This is a genomic window from Psychrobium sp. nBUS_13, assembly GCF_051201665.1.
GTDB lineage: Bacteria > Pseudomonadota > Gammaproteobacteria > Enterobacterales > Psychrobiaceae > Psychrobium.
Genome location: NZ_CP179210.1, coordinates 2,430,263 through 2,446,329, shown reverse-complemented (window position 1 = coordinate 2,446,329; position 16,067 = coordinate 2,430,263). Strand labels below are relative to the sequence as shown.

Genomic DNA, 16,067 nt, shown 5'->3' with positions numbered 1-16,067 from the left:
TGGAAAAAATAACCATAGCGAAAATCGCTTTTTAGGGACTTGTTTCTAACGCCGCTTAATTTAATATTAACTCATCGGAAGGAGCTGATAACAACTAACAGGATGTTAATTGTTTACGGAATTTAATATCAGTCATTCAGGATGAATGAATTAGCATAATTTGATTGACCCCAAAGTAAGTTAAAGTGATATATAACAGGATGTTCAAGTCGATAATTGGAAAATCGCAATGGATTAAAAATGGCAAGGAGCTATTGTACAAGGATTGTAGGCAAGGGAAGCACGTCATAGGATATGACCAGTCAGGATGACTATAGGATACACAATTTTTGTGGACTGTAATGGATAACAGTCAAAGGAACATAAGGACACTGCAAGAATGCAGCTTGGATAACAGGATAAGTTATCCGTAGGGAAGATATAACATGGATGTCAGGGACACTATCGATTTAACGGTAGCAGGGACACGAGTAGTATGGCTCAAGTGGATTGCTCAGGATGAGTAAAGGGATGGTTCTAGGGAGTGACCTTATGAAGGAGAGCATGAATAAACATGTTCACAAAAAAGGGTATAACGTTAATAACGGTATACCCTTTTTCTTTGCTTAAAGAAAATTTCAACAACATGAATAAGTATTATAAGCTCTGACGGTAAGCTGGCGTCTCAATTGAAACCACTTTTTGTCCATTAATGACTATATGACCAATATAGTAACTCTCACCATCGCTACTAAATTCAAATTGATAACTTGCTCGCCAGCAAAAATGTCCCTTTTCGTTACGGGATGGCTTAAGTTGTGTTCGTGCCAGCGCTAAAATCTGTAAACCATGTTTATCGCCGTAGTTATCTGCTGATAACTTTGCTAATTCAGCCATCACTCTCGTTTGCCAAAATAGCCAAAATATAAAGGCCAAGATTAATAAACCAATGATATTTAGTAATTCCATAGTTATTTCCTAAGCAGCGATGAACTTTGCGATATATTGAGCAAGCTCATTGCTGCGATTCGGGTTACGAAGGGCCGTGAGCATTGGTAAGCGACATGTTGGAATAAACACTAAGTCACTAAATAGTTGGCTAAAAATATCATCACTAACCTTAGAGGCTGCTACTTTTTCCAAATAGTTTAGTGCCGCTAATTCATCTTTAATCTCAAGCCAATAGCGTCCACTTATTATCACTAACAAATCCAGTTGATTACTTGATAATTTGCTATTCATTAGCAGTTCAAACGCTTGACTAATGAATCCTTGGCCCTTGGCAAAAGATAGTGCACGTGCTGCGTGAATTGCTATTAGTGAATTGTCGTTTTCTAAGGCAGCGGTCAATATCGACAATAATTTCGTCGCTAAAGCTGTGTTTACCTGTACATTTTCTAGCGCGCAGCACAGTGCGCAAAAGCTTTCATTCGGCAGTTTATCTATTGATTGTGCTACAGCGTTACTAATCATCGGGTCATCAAGACGTACAGCAAGATCTGAAAGCCCTTGATAACCAACGCTCTGCCATTCGTGATACTGTGATTCATCTTGCAAGTAACTTAATGCGGGACTCATAAACTGGCTAGCAGGTAATTTCATTAGCTGACGAACATAACTGGTGAACGCCGCTAGCTTTTGATCTGATGGTTTAAAGATTATTGGGTTGTGGTCAAGTGCTGATTGTTGCTCTTCAGACGGAGTTTGTTCAAGTGAGCGACCTAATGCTGAAATTACTAGTTCTAAAAACTGACTGCGCGATGCTTGCTCAAGTAAACCACGTTCATCTAATGGCAATTTTAAAAACCACACATAATGCTCTGTGCTTTGTTGTTTATTCCAAAAAACAACTGCCACGCAAGCATGTTGCCCAATAGGATAAGGGTAGGGGGTCACTGCATGCTCAAAATCGCTAAACAAATCAGTACTTATTTTTGTTACGCGACGTCCCATATCAAATACGCGGTATTGAGAGCCGGATTGTAATAAGAATTCACTGAGTGTGTTAATTGTATCCACAGAAACTACCTTTTAGAAATTTTGCGTATTGTAACAATCATTAAACGCCATCGCTATTGGTATTAACGCCCTAAATGCGTATTATAGCGGCAACTTTAATTAGAGAACTATCCCATGTCGCAAACACAGGCAGTAAAAGCGTTATTAGAAGAAATCAATCAAGAAATGGTTCGTTTAGATTTATGGCAAAGTACCTTGCCATCTAAGGAGGCATTAGCCAGCACTGAACCGTTTTGCTGCGACACATTAACTTTTTGTCAGTGGTTAGAGTTTGTATTGTTGCCGAAGATGACCATGCTTATTGACTCTGAATTACCGTTACCGACGGCTTTTGAGATTTTACCAATGGCCCAAGAGTCGTGGAAAGCACTTGATACAGATATGAGTAAGTTACTCGAACTTATCGCGCAATTGGATACGCAGTTTTCGTAATGATTGAGCAAACGTTCAGCGAGCCACTAGAAATTATCTATCAAGATGAATTTATGGTGGCGATTAATAAACCTGCCGGTTTATTGGTTCATAAGTCATACCTTGCCCGTAAAGAAACGCATTTCGCAATGACGATGCTTAGAGATCAAATCGGTCAATACGTTTATCCAATTCATCGGTTAGATAGGCCAACCTCTGGGGTGTTACTTTTCGCTTTATCGAGTGAAATTGCCCGTCTTTTAAGTGAGCAGTTTAGTGAGCGAGGCGTTGATAAGGGGTATCTTGCGATGGTGCGTGGTCACATGTTCGGTCATGACACACTCGATTATCCGCTTAAAGAAGAGCTTGATAAAATTGCTGACAAAAATGCACAGCAAGATAAAGAGCCTCAAACGGCGATTACGAGTTGGAGCAACCTATTACATGGTGAGTTTGATGCGCCTATCGGTAAATATGAAAAAGCCCGTTTTAGTCTACTCGCCTTAAAACCACACACCGGACGTAAGCACCAATTACGCCGACACCTTGCCCATTTACGCCATCCGATTATGGGTGATACTACACATGGTGATGGTAAACAAAATAAGTATTTTAAAGCGCATCTCGGAGAGCAGCGACTGATGCTCCATGCTGCTCAATTAAACTTGCTTCATCCGGTTACAAATCAAGGTGTAAAGTTAACTGCTGCTATTCCTGATTCTTTCGCATGCATATGCCAGAAAGTTGGCTGGGATAAAGTACCTCAACGACCACTAGATCATTTTTCGGTGTAATACCATTAATTGCATTAAATATTTGCCCACTTGTACTTGTTAAAATTAACTAAAATGGCGTTGCTCTCAATCCTAATAGCCAGCTATTAGTCAATCGAGCGCCTTGTTTTAGCTGATTTTCTCTACGCACAACAAGATCACTTACTTAATGCAATTGGTATAATAAAAAAGCCCAGTTTAAGAAGTATTCTTCTCAAACTGGGCTTTATTAAGATGCGTTAGATGTATTGTAAATCAATCGATTAAATATTTATTGAAGCGCTAGCGTTGACCATACAAGTCGATGATCAGACGACGCTTCTCGGTCTTTAATCAGACGATATAATTCACTGTCTTTATGCGGCCAAAATACACCATTTTCCATAACATCAATGCCGTAAGCTGATGGCAGCACGTAATCAGCACGCATTCCCCAGTAAGCAGTATGATGTTTAGAAAGTGAATTATTGGCTTTGTGAAGATCGCCACCTCGACTGCTTGGAATAGTCGAATCATTGGTTAACGGACTTGTTAGTAGCTTGCCAATTGCTTCTTTGCGGGAATTACCTTCGGTTGCTGAAGAGTTCTGATCCCCCATTACAACAAAACGAGTTGCCGGCGCTATTCCGCCGAAGTTTCCGTTATCATCATAAATATAATCTGCCTTTGTTGGCGTAATATAGTCATGCCAAAATCGAACTTCATCGTGATTTTTCGTGCCATTTCTATCTTCTGGGCCATCAAATACGGGAGGTGTTGGATGAGATGCTAATACATGAATCATTTCGCCATTGACGTCTACAGGGACATCCCAATGAGATTTCGATGACAATGGGTACTGAGCCCAGATTTCATCGTTATAAAAATGCTGACCTGTTGCTGGAACGATAGGGCGCAGCGCTCCCGGCATATCTTTCCATTTAAAGTGTTGGAATGTTCGAATATTTGCAGTATCTATCGGATAGCGTGACAGTAATACCATGCCGTATTGACCTTCAAAAAAACCAAATCCCCAAGCATCGCCTTGTGTGCCAGTTGCCTTTCCATCACCTGTTAGGTCGAATGGGCTTGGTTGTCCTGTGTTCACAGTGGAATAATAATAGTACGGATAATCTATTGCAGTGACATCACTATGTTGTGCAGTATTTAAATATTTCTTAATAAATAACTCTACGCCGTCTTTTGGATCTTCAATGTAATCGAATTCATTTAACAAAATAATGTCTGGTCTAGTGCGCTGAATGATTTCTGCAATATTCTTAATTTGTTGATTGCCGGCTTGCAATTGAGTCTTCAATACTTGATTGGTGACTTTAGTAGCATCTCGACCAACGTAATTGGTTGCGTCCATGCTGACGTTAAACGTAGCGATTTTTAAAGTTGTTGTTTGTTTCATATCTGATGTCGAGGAGTTGCAGCCAGTAATGGCGACAACAATTAAAAGGCTTAATAGAGGTTTTAACATGAATATCTCATTGTATTATTCTTTAACGTCATCATACGCTATTAGCTCAAATCGAAACAGTGAGCTTGCTCATTGACTGTGAACGGCTTTGCATTTTTTTGACATAAAAAAAATGCCAATCTTTCGATTGGCATTTATAAATGGTTAATTAACTAAAGTTAAGATTAGAACTTGTAGCTAACACCAATTTTCAAGCGCCATGCTGACTCTGGAGCATCAAATGCTGGAGAATCGTTTTTAACGCCGTCGATTACGTATTTCTTAGTCGTAGGATCGATAGTCGCTTTGTAAAGACGAGATGTACCGAAATCGTTCACATATACTTTGCCTTGTGAGCTATCAATTAGGTTAAGTAGGTTATCAACTGTTAAGTAAACAGAACCTTTATGACCTTCCATTAAACCAGGGATTTCTTGGCGAATAGTTAAATCAAGTGTGTTAACCCAAGGAGTGCGTGACTCATTTTTAGGGCCGTAGCCACCAGCATAACCACTTAAACCAGCTTCTTCGATACGAGCAAGTACTTCAGCTTCGCTTGTGTTATCGGTGTAGATTACATTGCTATCGCCAGCAGTTGGGATATACGGTAAGTAGTTACCAGCGTAGAAGCCAGGGCTTAGCATTGACCATGGATCGTTGTAGTCACCAAAGTCATCCCAGTTTGTTACGTAAGAGAATGGCTTACCTGAACGACGCTCGAAGAACACGTCGAAGTTAGTTGCGTAACCGTCGAAGAATTCTGCTTCATAGCCTAATGTCATTACAAAACGATGTTCGATTTGGTAGTTTGCAGTACCAACTACTGGGTTACTGCGATCTAGACCAACATTGTAACGGTAGTTACTACGTGCTGTAGAACTTGTTCCACCGTGACCTTCTGTAATGTCTTGATTCGTGTAAGACGTCGAGAATTTGATGCCATTGTCGAACGTTTTAGCAAGAGATGCTGATAAGATTAGTGATTTACCATCTTTATCTGAGTTAGTTAGCATTAAGTCATAACGACGATCGTCGTCATTGTATAACGTTAAACCACCGTCAGCTGTTTTACCTGCGATGTCTGACTCTTGTAAAGAAGCGTCAACCCACCATTGTTGGTCAATTTTTTGTACGTAGATAGCTTCAACAGATACTGCGAAATCTTCACCGATACCTGGGATATCAAGATTGTAGTCAGCAGCTAACTGATAACGCCAATCTGAAGGCAGTTTAAAGTTAGGATCTGTTAAGTTAACGTTACCATCAGCTTCAGCATTGTTAATTGCTTCAGCAGCTGGGCCGTAAATGCTAGTAATTACGTTGTTGCCAGCTGTAGGCGTTGTCGTGAAGTCTTCTGCACGATAGTAACCTAGATTAACACCACTGTTTGAGTATGCGTTAGAAATCCAAACATTTGGGCTACCGCCAGAGAAGCGACCTATACCACCACGAATAGTTAGATCGTCGCTAACTGTGTAGTTAAAGCCAAAACGTGGTAATAAAATACTGATGCCCTCAAGGTTTTCAGTATTATCGTAACCTGTGCGAGCTTCAGAGTTCTTGTTGTATAGTGGCTTGTCATCTGAACCTAGTACTTCATAACGTAAACCAAAATCTAATGTTAATTCGTCACTGAATTCCCAAGTATCGTGGACATATAGCGCAGTTGTTTCACGGTTGAAATCTGCAGCAGCGATGCTTGAATCATTACCAATACCATTTTGGTACGTGTATTTACCAACATTACCTGCTTCGAAATTAGCAAGGCTATCGAATTCCATAACACCTTTAGAAGCATTAACAAATAGGTTTAAAATATCGATGTTTGTGTAATCTAAACCGAATTTGATGCTGTGATCTTCGTATAAATAAGTACCATCAAACTTGAACGTTAGCGTTTCATTTTCAAGTGAATTTGCATGACGGTATTCATCTGAACCAAAGGCAATTCGACCGCCGTTTGTTAAGTTCTTGATAGTAACGTCGCCCAAGCTCTTGTTCGAACGAGTCTTGGCCTGTCGTCACTTTCTTGTGGGTTAGGCTGATTTCAGTTGATAAATCGTCTGACCAATCAGAGTATAACTTAGCAGCAATGTTATTTAACTCTTCAGTCTTATTGTACCATTGTGACGATAAACGTAATTCGCTTGAGCTCGTAGAAGTGTTACGAGTACGGTTACCTTTGTTGTATTGGTAAGTTAAAGAAGAGCGGTGCTCATCATTGATATTCCAATCGATTTTCGCAACTAATTTTTCGTCTTCTTCAACTGGAGAGATATTCCAGTCGCCGATATCGTTAAGACCGTAAACGCGAGAAGCAATTTCTTTAACTTTTGCAATGTCAGCTAAAGATGCATTTGTAGTGTTTGCTGCGTTTGAACCAGCTGGACCAAAATCAACAGTTTGCGGAGAATCGAACTTTTCGTAAGATGTGAAGAAGAATAATTTATCTTCAATTAATGGACCACCAACACTTACACCCCAAGTAGTTTCGTCATAATCTAATGGTACTTCTTCTAGCTCACCGGCGTAGTTACGTTTCTTCGGTGTACCCGCCATATCGTCATTAAGTGTTTCGTAGAAGAAACCGCCTTTAAACTCGTTAGTACCTGATTTGAATACTGAGTTGATTAGTGCGCCACTGAAACCTGATTTACTTGCATCAAATGGTGCAACATCAACAGTTACTTGGTCAAGTGCGTCAAAAGGGATTGGAGAACGTTGTGTTGGGTAACCGCCACCGTTTAGACCAAAATCATCGTTTTGGCTAATGCCGTCAACAGTGATTGAGTTAAATTTAGGGTTCATACCAGCAATAGTCATTTGACGATCTGAACCTGGAAGAATAGTTACTAATGGGTTTGCACGAATAACGTCTTTAATATCACGAGTAAGGCTTGATGCGCCAGCAATTGCGTCTTGACCGAAGTAGCTTGAACTACCAGGAGCCGTTTCAGCGATTACTGAACCAGTAACTGCAATACGTTCAACATTTTCTGAAGATAATTCAGTTGTTAAACGTCTTACTTCACCTAATTGTAGGAATAAATCGTTAATTGTACGATCTTGTAATGTAGGTGAATCGATTTCGATCGTGTATGGACCGCCAACTTTTAAACCATTTGCAGCGTATGTACCTTCTGCATTTGTTTCTATAACACGCTTGGTGCCAGTAGGAACGTGAGTAATGGTGATTTTAGTGTTTGCAGCTGGTTGGCCTGAAACCGTGACTACTTTACCGCGGAGTGCAGATGAAGTATCCGCAGCAAATGATGGTGCGGTCATGCCTAAAGCAATAGCTACAGCACTAGCTGCGGCGGTTTTTCTTAGTAAGTTATTCATTATAGAATAGTTCCTTGACGTTAAATTTAATAACGAGTTTGTTTTTCTAGGGTGAATTATAAATATTTCGTACAAAATATCGAACTTTTATGACACTTTAATGTCATCGAAAAAATGATTATTTAATCAGTTTTATACGTTAAATATACTATCTATTCATCTAGGTAATATTGCCCATTGTCAGTAATAACAACGTTTTATTGTTAATTGTAGTATTTTTGTTATGCACAATAGGCCCCTAAAATAGGCTTCTTTTTAAACAGTTGTTACAAAATACTTAGTTTATTTATGTGAGCCTAATCACATTGCGATGCGGTTTAATGTTATTGATATCTCATTAAATCACTATTTCAGATTAAAATGTCATCAAAATTAAACAAAAATGCAACATTAAAACTTGGCACAATTGTCAATTAACTGTTAATTGTACTGATGTTATATCCAGTGTATGATTTCCAACATCGAATTTACCTGGTTTTTAATACTTAAATGAATCTTTATATCGCTGAAAAACCGAGTCTTGCACGCGCCATTGCTAATGCGCTATCCCCAAACCAGACTAAAGGTGATGGCTTTATTTCATTGCCAAGCGGTGATGTTGTTTCTTGGTGTATTGGTCATTTACTCGAACAGGCACCACCAGAAAAGTATGACGATCGATATAAAAAGTGGGCAATTAACGATTTACCGATAACGCCGCAACAGTGGCAGTTACTCCCAAAACCTAAAACTAAAAAGCAAGTTTCAGTGCTAAGGAAGTTAATAAAGCAAGCAAACTGCATAGTAAACGCTGGCGATCCTGATAGAGAAGGGCAGTTATTAGTTGATGAGATTATTCATTATTGCGGCGTCAAAGGGACTAAATTAGCGTCTGTTCAGCGATTATTAGTGAGCGATCTTAATATTTCAGCTGTTAAAAAGTCATTAGCGAATTTACGCGCCAATGAAGAATTTATGCCGTTGTCAGCATCGGCACTTGCACGCTCTCGTGCTGATTGGCTCTATGGCATGAATATGACGCGTGCTTATACACTTCTTGGCCAACGAGCAGGTTATAACAGTGTTTTGTCCGTTGGACGTGTTCAAACGCCGGTACTTGGCTTAGTTGTAAAGCGAGACAATGAAATCAATGATTTTGTTGCCAAGCCTTTTTATGAGGTTATTGCGACGTTGAATACGCAGCAACGGGAAACGTTTGACGCAAAGTGGCAGCCAAGTGGGGCTTGTAAGAAATATCAAGATGATGAAGGTCGTGTGATTTATCGTAAACTCGCCGAAACGGTTGTAGCGAAAACTCAGGGTAAAAAAGCAACAGTTACTGACATTAAAAAGCAAGATAAACGTTTGAACCAGCCATTACCATACAATTTATCATCTTTGCAAATTGATGCCGCCAAGCGTTTTGGGTTATCTGCGAAACAGGTATTAGATTGTTGTCAGGCGTTATACGAAAAACATAAGCTTATTACCTATCCTCGTTCTGATAATCGTTATTTGCCCAAAGGTCACTTTACGGAAGGTGATAAAGTTATCGCGGCGATTGCTAATAATGACAGGGAGTTAACAAACGCTGCAAATAATGCTGATAGCGGCATTAAATCTAATGCGTGGAACGATAACAAAGTTGACGCGCATCACGCGATAATTCCGACGGCTAAGAAGTTGGCCACAGCTAGTTTGTCGGGCAGTGAAAGTAAGGTATATCAATTGATAGCGAGGCAGTATCTCGCTCAATTTTATCCGGTACACGTCTTTAGTGAGCAGCAGGTTACTATCGATATTGCTGGTGGCGAATTTAAGGCAAAGGCGAAAGCAATTAACGAACTTGGTTGGAAAGTTTTATTTAAGCAAAACACCGATGATGTAGTTTTACCTGCACTTGTCAAAAATCAGTTACTTCAGTGTGTTGATTCAAGGTTGATAGATAAAAAGACTCAACCTCCCAAACCGTTTACGGATGCAACCTTACTGGCTGCAATGACAGGAATTTCTCGTTATGTAACCAATAGCGAGATTCGTAAGGTGTTAAAAGAAACTGATGGTCTAGGCACAGAAGCAACCCGCGCCAGTATTATTGAATTGTTGTTTAAGCGCCAATTTTTAACGCGCCAAGCGAAGAATATTAGAGCAACGAATAACGGTAAAGCATTAATAAATGCGTTACCCTTGAGTGCTACAACGCCAGATATGACGGCGTTATGGGAAATGAAGCTAAATAATATTTCCCACAAAGAGCTCAGTTACAATGATTTCATGACACCATTGCTCGCTGATTTAGATAACCTAATGATTCAGGCTAAAGCAACGCCTACTGACGCCTTTGCGATGCTTGAAAAAGGTGCTCCTGCGAAACGATTTACAAAACGCCGAAAATCATCATCAAAGAAAAAAAGTTCGTAACTTCAACAGGGCCTAGTCGAATGAGAATTGATAAAGTAAATCGAGCGCTTGATCGGTATTATTAATAAATTCGACAAACAAGCGCCGATTTACCTGATATCGCAATCCTACTTCTGGTAACGCATCGAACACGCCAACGCCATAGCGTAATTGTAATTTAGGGCCAATAAAGCCACTAAATTCAAGGCGCGTTTGGTCACCGCTGCCAGAGGTTGTGACGTTAAGGTTGTCAATTCCTACAGCATCACCTAAAGCGTTGACTGCACCGCTTGCACCACCAAGTCCACTATTGACGAGCATGGCAATCGCTAGATCTTGTCCATACTTACTATCTGTTCCTAACCCATAACCACGTAATAAATAAGAGATGGCTTGTTGCTGCTCAAGAACGGGCTCTGAAAACACGGTTAGCGCAGGCTGATTAGCGTCGCCATTAACATAAACGCCTGCGATAACACCATCGTTGGTTTCTTTAGGATCCCTTATTGCCTTGATGTTGATGACAGGGTTATTGAGCGAACCGGTAAAAATGATCTGACCTTGTTCAAGCATCAAATGTTGTCCAAATGCTTTATACGTGGCGTCACTTATTGCTAATTCTCCATAAGCGCTGAGCGGTTGTTGTTGATTTTGTTTGAGATTAAGCTCACCACCCACTAAAGATTCAAGGCCGAATGCTTGAAGGTGCAAAGCATTTCCTAATTGGGTGTTAACGTCTAAATCTATCGCCATTGCACTTGATTGTTTTTGCTCGCTTGTTACAACCGCATCCGGGGAAACCGCAACTGCAGATTCTGGTAGTGATTCAATTGATATTTGTGCTTCGTCAATACTGATATTACCGCGAATTTTTGCAAGTGATGAAGTTAATTTTAGGGCTAATTGAGGGCTAAATGTAATTGAGGTGCCATTTTTTGGCATCACTTTTAGCGATTCGCCATTGAGGACTAAATTAGCAAGAAACGCGTCACTCCAATCTAGATTACCACTGACATCACCATGCCCCTGCGCTAATCTAAATTGACTTGTTAGGTCGGCGTGAGTGCCGCTAAAAACAACACTGGTATTTAAATCGTCGATGGTATTAGGTAACTTTTCACTGGCAATCGTGATGTCGTTTGATGATAAGGTCCCAAACACTTGCTGTGAATCAGCATCAACGGTAAAACCTGCACTCACACTTAGTTCGCCGTCAAGTTGCGATACATAACGCAAGAAGGGCTTATAAGGAGCAAGTTGTAGTCCTTGGCTATTAATATGACCACTAACAAAGGGTTTTTCTTGATAGATATTGCTCAACATGCTGGCATCTATTTTTCCTAGCGTTGGTGAGGAAAGTTTCGCAATAACGTTGGCTAAGTTTCTATTGATAGCGCTATTGATTTCTAGTGAATCGATGTGATGAGTAACTAGCTTGTCATTGATATCACTTGTTATTGTGCCGTCGTGCCAAGTTACTTGAGTAGCAAGGCTTAATGCTTGTGGGTTAAATGATTGAAAGGTAATGAAACCATTGATTGGACCCGTCACTTGATGAGCTTTCGGTATTAGCACTTGAAAGTCTTCAATATTAGCGTTTTCGATCGTTAACTTTGCCAAGTTTGAGCGCATCGTAGACGTATTAAGCGTAAATCGCTTCGGTAAACAAATATGACTTGGTGTTGATTGATTTGACGATACTTTCGCCTGCCAACAATGCGCATTGAGGGTAATATCTTTTGATGCAATATCGGCTAATAATTCCATATTTTTTGTTAAGGCTAGCGTACTTCTTAAATATGAAAATTGTGCCTTGCTGATGGTGCTTTTCCATTGATCATCTATTAGTGCGCCGTTGGCTGATACGTTTGTGTTGAGGTTATCAGATTGTAACTGTGCAAATAAACTGTGTTTTTCCGCGTTGCCAGTTATCGAAATATTAACATTCCCAGCGTTGATTAGATTTTTGTAATCAACGCCATTTGCTCTAACTTTCATCGATGAATTGAACGCTGGATTTATCCAAGGCAAACCGAGTTGAGTCGACAAGGTGATGTCGGTTTCGGCGATGGTTAATTCGCTAGGTAGATAACTTAAATGTTTGCCTTGTAGTTGCGCATCAAGCAACAATGCAGTGACATTACCATGGGCCAATACTTGACCGCTGATTGTCGACTTTTTTGATATACCATTTGCTGAGGCCGTGCGCTTTGTGTCGTTGCTCGTTGTATTGTTGTATAGCATGTTTTGGCTGATGAAATCGGGGAGGCTTTGGGCCAAATTCCTGATGTCAATATTTGCTGTTAAAGATGCATCGTCATTCACAAAACCATTGACTTCAATAGTGTTTTCGCCATGAGATAATACAATATTGTCTAATTGCCAGTTGCCATATTGATGGGTACTTGAAGCGGCTTTGATTGTTCCGTCAATTGAAAACGGCTGCTTCAATGCTTGTCCGGTTAATTTAATACTGGGCAGGTTAAGTTGCCATGCTGATTGATTATATTGAGCAGAGACACTTAAACTTCCATCAATTAGGGCTGGAAATTGCTTCACCAATGATCCTACCTTAAATTGATTGAAGTTAAAGGTGCCTGATGATGTTATAGATTCACGCCAATCAAAGTTTCCCTTAAATAGTCCAGTCCCTTGCTCTCCGTCCACATTCAATTGAATGTCAGATAACGAATGTAATGTGCCGCGCCCTTGTAAACTCACTGTTGAATGGTTAACGAATGAGTTGCTAATCGCAGATTTTATGGAAAAATCGTAAGATGACAAATCGCCAGATAAACTTACTGTACCGCTATCAAGCTCATTCTCTTTAATTAACAATGGCTGCCATTCGAACGCTATAGACAGTGGAAAATTCTCGATAAGTGGGGACATATCGACGACTAAGCTGCTTTCTAATTGCCCAGAGGTGGTCGCTTTTAACGACAACTTTGCAAGGTTACCCTCTAATGTTAAATCAAGATCGTGCTGATCGAGTGTCGGTAATTTGAGTGCTGTCTTGACGTGTAGTCTGAGTGGCAAGGATTTGTTTAATGTTGCAGCTGCACGCATGCTAACGGGGGTATCATTAATCTTTACATCAATAGTTAGCTGTTCAACCTGTTGTTTGGTTACAGTCGCGATCATTGCTGCATCAGATAATTGATACGTTTTTATCTGTTCCTTTTCGGTGGAAATGAACTCAATATGCTTGACGCCAAGGTGCTGAATATTGAGCTTGCCATCAATTTTTGGCCACTCGAAGTTAGCTATCTGCTGTTGAAACTGTTTTACGGTATCAATCGAAAAATCTAATGGCTTGGCTGTTTTGTTGTCGACTGAATTTGGAAAATGCTTCTCGATGTTGAACTGATCAACGGATAATGTCTTTACAAGAATGTCCGAATCTTGCCAATGACCACTTAACGAAACGTTGTTTAGTGAAATATCATGAGTGTCATCTGATATCGTCAAATGATTTACTGATAATGTATCGATGAGTAGCGGCCACGGATTATGCGGGTTGATTACTAACTCTTCATCACGACGAATTGATTCAGTACTGGCAGACGATGAATGCACAAGCTCGACATTGAGAGAGCTTACAACCCCTTCAGTGAGACACAATGATGAACGCAGGAAACACTGAGGTTGCCAGTTTAAAGAAAGTTCGCGTGCATTAATGATGATATGACTATCGCGATACTTAATGTATTTGAACTGCGGTGCAAATAACAAAGTGCCTTGTTCTAATGAAATAGATAATGTCGGCACAAAGATTTCGACAGTCGCTAATACGAGGCGATTGCCCCAATGCGTAAACAGCGTAAGCAAAAAGACACAAAAGATGAAGGCCAAGCCCCAAGATGAGTTTTTACGTAATTTAGTATTATTTAGTCGAGTCATTACAAGTCCAACCCGATAGCAAAACTGATATTAAATGGCTTGTCAAAACGCGATATATCACTGCTTTGTAATCCTTTGGCAAAGTCGAGTCTTATCAGGCCAACCGGTGTTTCCCATCGAATTCCAATGCCTGCATCACTGTATTTTTCCTTTAAGAACGTATCGCCAACGGTACCGACATCATGGAAGATAGCGAATCGCCATTTATCCTTCACTGGATAACTATATTCAATCGTACCGAGGAGTTGAGTCAGCGCGCCGCGAGATTTATTATCACTATCTAATGGTGAGATGCTGTTGAAATCGTAGGCTCGCAGATTGTTATCTCCACCTGCGAAAAAGCGCATTGAGATCGGCACCTGATTGATATCGTTAGCGCTGAGATACCCTACATCGAGTTTAAGTAAAATTTGATGTGTTTCATTAAACTGACGTAACCAATTAGATCGCATTGATAATTTGTAGAAACTCGATTGTGAGCCCCACGCTTTATCTGACACCTCTACTTGAACAAATTGACGGTCACCCCAATTGGGTGTGATCCCACCAATTCGGCGTTCCCTAATGTAACTAAACCCAGGGATTAAATGGGTTCGAGTGGCAGATTGCGTATTATCTTTTTCCCGTTCGTATTTCAACAAGAGTATACGTTTCCAATCTTCATTGATTTGTTGATGACGCTGCCACTGCAATGAATATTTACGATAACGATTATTTGTGTCGTTAAAGTTATTGGTATGTCGCCAACCAAGTACATAATTGGTGTAGTCAAGATTAGGGTCGCCATGTGGCACTTTGTAATTATTAGTGACTGACTGTTCTTGTTTATTGAGCTCTAATTCGCTTTCTAAACTATGGCCATATCGATTAATCCATGGCTTAACCCATTTTAGACGTCCCCGCTCACCAAGATTTGTCGTAAAACCGGCGCTGACCTCAACGATATTTCTAGGTCTATTAACGGCGGTTACATTGATATTAATCTGTTTTGTGAGGGGATTAGAAAGAGCAGGTATTGCCTGCACACTCGTGAAATAACGACTCTGATTCAAAGAAATATTATAATTAGCAATAGCATCACTGGTGAAATAGTCACCTTCTTTAAACGGCGCCATAGCATGGATGATATCGTTACTAGCATGCTCTTTCGCTATGCTTATGTTACCAAATGTATAACGACTACCGGTATCAAAGGTCAATTGAATAGCGGCGCTTTGCGTTCGTAGATCAACGACGATTTCATGTTTCATCCATTTGGCATCAAAAAAACCGTAAGCGCGGGCAATATCCATCATCGCGTTTTTTGCAGTTTGATAACTGCCGTGATCGAGTTTTGAACCGACGACTAATGGGTAACTATTACGTTGGGCCACAAAGGGGGGAAATGATTTACCTGCACCGGCGACTTGATACTGAGATTTGAGAATCACAATTGGATGGCCCATCGCTATATCAATAGTAACTTGTGGTTTAGCACCACTATTGTCAATCGACAAAACTACATCACTGTTGTAATAGCCTAAAGCTTGCAACGCTTGATTCACATCGCGTTTAACTAATTTTTCCCAATAAGCCAGATTGTCAGTATCTGGTTTAGAAAAATCATTGAGATAAAGCATGACATTCTTCTTGACCTCATCACGTAAAGAGTCATCCTGAGATGTAATGTGGTATTGCGTATCGTCATTTGCTGACGCGGTGCTTGCAGCAAACATAAAACACAACAATAAAATGCAGTAACAAACTCTCAATCTTATTCCACCGACGATAAATATTTCACGTTAACGAATTAGGATTAACGTTCCATTAATGATGAC

Annotated in this window: 10 protein-coding genes; 3 read left to right on the top strand and 7 right to left on the bottom strand. The window is 40.2% G+C overall.

Annotated features, from left to right (window positions below; translation table 11 throughout):
* Window positions 1–636: 636 nt before the first annotated feature.
* Together ACMAZF_RS11135 and ACMAZF_RS11130 are read right to left on the bottom strand one after the other, a co-directional pair.
* The gene (locus tag ACMAZF_RS11135; protein WP_435273917.1) at window positions 637–948 is read right to left on the bottom strand and encodes a DUF3301 domain-containing protein; all 312 of its coding nucleotides are present in this window, start codon (window positions 946–948) and stop codon (window positions 637–639) included.
* 9 nt (window positions 949–957) lie between these two features.
* On the bottom strand, window positions 958–1,998 hold the full coding sequence (locus ACMAZF_RS11130) for a DUF3549 family protein (RefSeq protein WP_435273916.1): 1,041 nt from the start codon (window positions 1,996–1,998) through the stop codon (window positions 958–960).
* Between the two features lie 114 nt (window positions 1,999–2,112).
* Between ACMAZF_RS11130 and ACMAZF_RS11125 the strand changes: the two genes are divergently transcribed.
* Both ACMAZF_RS11125 and truC read left to right on the top strand, forming a co-directional pair.
* Window positions 2,113–2,430 carry a YqcC family protein gene (locus ACMAZF_RS11125; RefSeq protein WP_435273915.1) on the top strand — a complete coding sequence of 106 codons (318 nt, stop codon included), beginning with the start codon at window positions 2,113–2,115 and terminating at the stop codon, window positions 2,428–2,430.
* Window positions 2,430–3,203 carry a tRNA pseudouridine(65) synthase TruC gene (truC, locus tag ACMAZF_RS11120; protein ID WP_435273914.1) on the top strand — a complete coding sequence of 258 codons (774 nt, stop codon included), beginning with the start codon at window positions 2,430–2,432 and terminating at the stop codon, window positions 3,201–3,203. Before ACMAZF_RS11125 ends, truC begins: the two co-directional genes overlap by 1 nt.
* Before the next feature lie 250 nt (window positions 3,204–3,453).
* Here the strand turns inward: truC and ACMAZF_RS11115 are convergent, their stop codons facing one another.
* The 3 genes from ACMAZF_RS11115 to ACMAZF_RS11105 form a co-directional block, all read right to left on the bottom strand.
* Window positions 3,454–4,647 carry an endonuclease/exonuclease/phosphatase family protein gene (locus ACMAZF_RS11115; protein ID WP_435273913.1) on the bottom strand — a complete coding sequence of 398 codons (1,194 nt, stop codon included), beginning with the start codon at window positions 4,645–4,647 and terminating at the stop codon, window positions 3,454–3,456.
* Window positions 4,648–4,811: 164 nt separating this feature from the next.
* Window positions 4,812–6,617: a TonB-dependent receptor domain-containing protein gene (locus ACMAZF_RS11110; RefSeq protein WP_435273912.1), complete on the bottom strand. Its 1,806-nt coding sequence runs from the start codon at window positions 6,615–6,617 to the stop codon at window positions 4,812–4,814.
* Entirely contained in the window at window positions 6,556–7,968 is a 1,413-nt protein-coding gene (locus ACMAZF_RS11105; RefSeq protein ID WP_435273911.1) for a carboxypeptidase regulatory-like domain-containing protein, read from the bottom strand. The genes ACMAZF_RS11110 and ACMAZF_RS11105 overlap by 62 nt, the downstream gene beginning before the upstream one ends.
* A gap of 489 nt (window positions 7,969–8,457) precedes the next feature.
* Here ACMAZF_RS11105 and ACMAZF_RS11100 point away from each other — a divergent pair, with 489 nt between their 5' ends.
* A complete protein-coding gene (locus tag ACMAZF_RS11100; protein WP_435273910.1) occupies window positions 8,458–10,368 on the top strand; it encodes a DNA topoisomerase III in 1,911 nt (636 codons plus the stop codon).
* A 12-nt stretch (window positions 10,369–10,380) separates the two neighbouring features.
* Here the strand turns inward: ACMAZF_RS11100 and ACMAZF_RS11095 are convergent, their stop codons facing one another.
* Together ACMAZF_RS11095 and ACMAZF_RS11090 are read right to left on the bottom strand one after the other, a co-directional pair.
* A complete protein-coding gene (locus ACMAZF_RS11095; RefSeq protein ID WP_435273909.1) occupies window positions 10,381–14,250 on the bottom strand; it encodes a translocation/assembly module TamB domain-containing protein in 3,870 nt (1,289 codons plus the stop codon).
* Window positions 14,250–15,965 carry an autotransporter assembly complex protein TamA gene (locus ACMAZF_RS11090; RefSeq protein WP_435273908.1) on the bottom strand — a complete coding sequence of 572 codons (1,716 nt, stop codon included), beginning with the start codon at window positions 15,963–15,965 and terminating at the stop codon, window positions 14,250–14,252. Before ACMAZF_RS11090 ends, ACMAZF_RS11095 begins: the two co-directional genes overlap by 1 nt.
* Between the last annotated feature and the right edge of the window lie 102 nt (window positions 15,966–16,067).

Bases quoted from the DNA above. Each gene is read 5' to 3' on its own strand.
- ACMAZF_RS11105 (WP_435273911.1), bottom strand. From the start codon at position 7,968: ATGAATAACTTACTAAGAAAAACCGCCGCAGCTAGTGCTGTAGCTATT.
- ACMAZF_RS11090 (WP_435273908.1), bottom strand. From the start codon at position 15,965: ATGTTTGCTGCAAGCACCGCGTCAGCAAATGACGATACGCAATACCAC.
- ACMAZF_RS11095 (WP_435273909.1), bottom strand. From the start codon at position 14,250: ATGACTCGACTAAATAATACTAAATTACGTAAAAACTCATCTTGGGGC.
- truC (WP_435273914.1), top strand. From the start codon at position 2,430: ATGATTGAGCAAACGTTCAGCGAGCCACTAGAAATTATCTATCAAGAT.
- ACMAZF_RS11115 (WP_435273913.1), bottom strand. From the start codon at position 4,647: ATGTTAAAACCTCTATTAAGCCTTTTAATTGTTGTCGCCATTACTGGC.
- ACMAZF_RS11125 (WP_435273915.1), top strand. From the start codon at position 2,113: ATGTCGCAAACACAGGCAGTAAAAGCGTTATTAGAAGAAATCAATCAA.
- ACMAZF_RS11135 (WP_435273917.1), bottom strand. From the start codon at position 948: ATGGAATTACTAAATATCATTGGTTTATTAATCTTGGCCTTTATATTT.
- ACMAZF_RS11100 (WP_435273910.1), top strand. From the start codon at position 8,458: ATGAATCTTTATATCGCTGAAAAACCGAGTCTTGCACGCGCCATTGCT.